Genomic DNA, 4,029 nt, shown 5'->3' with positions numbered 1-4,029 from the left:
TTGCGGTGTGGGATGTTCGCCGGCGACGCCTCATGATCGCGCGGGATGCGTTTGGGATCAAGCTTGTCTATTATCGCGAGGACAAAGGTTCGCTGTGGTTCGGCTCTGAAATGCGGGCGGTCTGTGCAACGATGGGCGACGGAAGACCGGAAGCAGACCCTGAGGCGCTGAGTCTCTTCTTGCAATATCGGTTTACACCCTCTCCTTATACGGCGGTGCGCGGCGTGCGCAAGCTTGCATCAGGCACCAAACTCGTAGTGCAGGATGGAGCAATTGAAACGAGCCGATGGTATCGGTCTTCGCCGAAGGCATTTGCGCCGCCAAAGAGTCCGGCGGAGGCGGGCGAGGAACTGCTGGCTCTATACCGGCAGGCAGTCCGGCGCCAATTAATCAGCGATGTGCCACTGGGACTCCTTCTAAGTGGTGGGATTGATTCTGCACTTTTGCTTGCGCTGATGAACGAGAATGGAGCCGACTGGCAAAGCTTTTCAGTCGGCTACGGTGAGAGTTTCGCCGACGACGAATTGGTGGATGCGGAAGAGACTGCTCGAATTCTGAAATCGCAGCATACAGGGGTCAGAATCAGTCGCGCGGTATTTGAGCGGGAGCTAAGGAACATCGTTGGATGCCTGGAGGAGCCTGTTGCGACCTCTTCCGTTGTCCCGATGTACTTCGTCTGCCAGCGTGCCCGCCAGAACGTGAAGGTTGGCCTGGTGGGGCAAGGGCCTGACGAATTGTTCGGGGGGTATAAGCGGCATCTAGGCGCTCGTTACGGTTCGACGTGGACAGGTCTGCCTGGTTGGGCTCGAACACCGTTGGAGATGGCCGTTGGCGCACTGCCTCGTAATGAGACGCTGAAGCGTGGACTTCATGCTCTCTCGAGCGGCGCGGGCGAACACAGTACGGAGCGCATTCTTTCCCTTTTGCCTGGATCACAAATACGACGCCTCTTCCGCGATGGTTTGGTGGAACCTGAATCGGGAGATAAGCTAGAGCAATGCTGGGCGGACCTGTCCGGCCTTGCGCCGCATAATGACGAGTTGGGACGGCTACAGTTTCTGGAGGTTCGGTCGACTTTGCCGGATGAACTGCTAATGTATGCCGATAAGCTCTCGATGGCACACAGCCTGGAGTTGCGGGTTCCATACCTCGACAAGGACATCGTCGAATACGCGGAAAGATTGGGGCCCAACTTGAAGGTTCGCAACGGCGCTAGAAAATGGCTTCATCGGCAGGTGTGCCGGAAGTTCCTGCCGGCGTCAATCGTGCGTCGGCCGAAGCGTGGCTTCGCAATGAATGTGGTTGACGATTGGTTTCGCAGTTCGCTTGGAAGCGCTATGGCTAACACCTTCGCCGATGATAAATCTGCAATCTATGATTACTTGAACCCCGCAGCGGTCAAGCAACTCCACGCTGATCATGTCGCAGGCAGACAGGACAATCACAAAATTCTCTTTAGCATCATCGTTCTCGAAGAATGGCTTCGGGGCCTTACCGTAGGTGCGGTCGCGACGGTGTAAGCGGTGGAACATTTCTGTTAGTTTTGCGGACAAGTTTTGAAAATGGAGCAGACTTTGAGAATCAGTATCTTTGGATTAGGCTACGTGGGAACTGTGTCCGCTGCGTGCTTCGCCGCCGACGGGAACCAGGTTCTTGGTGTCGATCCGGTTCCGGATAAGGTCGATCTGATTAACCGGGGCCTTTCACCAATCGTGGAAGACGAAATTGGCGAGATTATCGAAGAAACCGTCCGCAAAGGCCAACTGCGTGCGACCCAGGATCCACTCACCGCGGTTCATGAGACTGATCTTTCCATTGTCTGCGTAGGAACGCCCAGCCAGTCGAATGGCAACCTCGATCTTCGCTATATCCGTCGGATTTGCGAACAAATTGGTCAGGCTCTACGGACCAAGGACACCAGGCACACCGTTGTAATTCGCAGCACGATTCTGCCGGGAACGATGAGAAACGTAGCGATTCCTGTGCTCGAAGAATTCTCAGGGAAGAAGGCGGGCGAAGATTTCGGAGTTTGCTACAACCCCGAATTCCTGAGAGAGGGTACAGCTGTCAGGGATTTCAGATACCCACCGAAGACGGTTTTCGGTGAATTGGATCGAGAGAGCGGAGATATGCTTGCGGCTCTCTACCAGGGGATAGAGGCTCCGCTAATTCGGACGGATCTGAATAACGCCGAAATGATCAAGTACGTGGACAACAGCTGGCATGCTCTGAAGATCGGATTCGCGAACGAGATTGGCAATCTTTGCGACGCGTTCGCCGTCGATGCAGAAGAGGTGATGAACATCTTCTGCCAGGATAAGAAGCTAAACATATCTCCGGCCTACCTCAAACCTGGTTTTGCGTTCGGTGGTTCGTGTCTTCCTAAAGATCTGCGAGCGCTTTCTTACCAGGCGAAGATGCACGACCTGCAACTTCCGATTCTCAACTCGGTTCTTCCCAGCAACGAAATGCAAATTGCTCACGGCGTCAAGTTGGTGATCGAAAGCGGAAACTCACGGGTCGGAGTGCTCGGCTTCAGTTTCAAGGCAGGCACGGACGATCTCCGCGAGAGCCCTGTTATCGAGGTGATTGAACGGCTTATCGGCAAGGGGTATGACCTGCGCATTTACGACCGGAATGTAAATATCGCGGCCCTGGTAGGCGCCAACCGGGACTTTATCCTCAATCGCATTCCCCACATCTCGCGGTTGATGGCGGCCAGCGTCGACGCGGTGCTGGCGCATGCGGAGACCATCGTTATTGGGAATTATGATCCGGAGTTCAGTCAGATCCAGTCAACTCTTCGCGATGGTCAGTGTCTCGTGGATCTCGTTCGAATCACGAAGCAGGGAAGTGCGAAGGCGCAACAACTCACCTTTGTGGGAAAGTGATTCGGATTCGACCACGTGACAAAAGCAAAAAGAAGCATTCTGATTGTCGTCGAGAACCTTCCGGTTCCGTTTGACACTCGTGTCTGGAAGGAAGCGCGCGCTCTTTGTCAGCACGGGTACGACGTCGCCGTTCTCTGTCCGCAAGGCAAAGGCTTCAAGAAGGTTCACGAAGTCCTCGAGGGAGTCCGCATCTATCGGCACCCGATGCCGCCGGAAGGAAATACTCCAGCCGGGTATGTTTGGGAATATGGATGCGCATTATTCTGGGAGTTTCTGTTTGGCTGGTGGATCTTTTTCGCGCACGGATTCGATGTAATTCAGGGGTGTAATCCACCAGACGACATTTTTCTGGTTGTATTGCCGTTCAGATTGTTCGGAGTTCGTTACGTTTTCGATCATCATGATGCAAATCCCGAGTTATATCTCTCGAAGTACGGCAGACGGGATCTTTTCTTCAAGATCCAATCGTGGCTGGAGAGACTTACCTATGCTTGTTCCAGTGTCGTTATGGCCACAAATGAAAGCTATAAGGCGCTGGCGATCAGCCGCGGCGGAATTGATGAGAAGGATGTCTTTGTAGTTCGCAATGGACCGGATCTGGCTACATTCGGGCCTGTGCCAATCAAGCCGGCATTGAAGTACGGCAAAACTTACCTTGTCGGTTATGTCGGCACCATGAGTATTCAGGAGGGACTCGATATTCTTATCGACGTTGCGGCGAACATCAGGAGTCGCGGCCGATCGGATGTTCACTTTACCTGTGTCGGCGGAGGTCCGGGGCTACCTGCGCTGCGGCGCATGGTGGCGGATAAACATCTTGAGGAGATGTTTAACTTTACGGGTCGCGTGCCTGATGGCGAATTGCTCGAGGTTCTGTCGGCATCGGACGTTTGCGTAAATCCAGACAAGCCATGCGAGATGAACGATATCTCGACGATGATCAAGATTGCTGAATATATGGCCCTGGGAAAGCCGATCGTTCAATTCGATCTGAAGGAAGGGCGGTTTACAGCTGGAGATTCTTCGCTTTACAGCAAAGGGGATGATTTGGTAGCCGACTTCGCAGACAAGATATTGTGGCTTCTGGATCATCCCGACGAGCGGGAGCGGATGGGGCAATTTGGGCGCGAACGTGTTG

Annotated in this window: 3 protein-coding genes; all 3 read left to right on the top strand. The window is 53.9% G+C overall.

What is annotated here, in order from left to right; all coding sequences use genetic code 11:
* Positions 1-1,520, top strand: a 1,520-nt coding sequence (locus WA354_RS04575; protein WP_472811828.1) for an asparagine synthetase B family protein, incomplete at its 5' end; no start/stop codon positions are given.
* A 54-nt stretch (positions 1,521-1,574) separates the two neighbouring features.
* Positions 1,575-2,891: a nucleotide sugar dehydrogenase gene (locus WA354_RS04570; protein WP_472811827.1), complete on the top strand. Its 1,317-nt coding sequence runs from the start codon at positions 1,575-1,577 to the stop codon at positions 2,889-2,891.
* Positions 2,892-2,906: 15 nt separating this feature from the next.
* The coding region (locus WA354_RS04565; RefSeq protein WP_472811826.1) for a glycosyltransferase family 4 protein at positions 2,907-4,029 on the top strand (1,123 nt) is incomplete at its 3' end.

It is taken from the genome of Occallatibacter sp., assembly GCF_049802275.1.
Classification (GTDB): Bacteria; Acidobacteriota; Terriglobia; order Terriglobales; family Acidobacteriaceae; genus Telmatobacter.
This window is presented reverse-complemented; position numbering and strand designations above follow the sequence as displayed.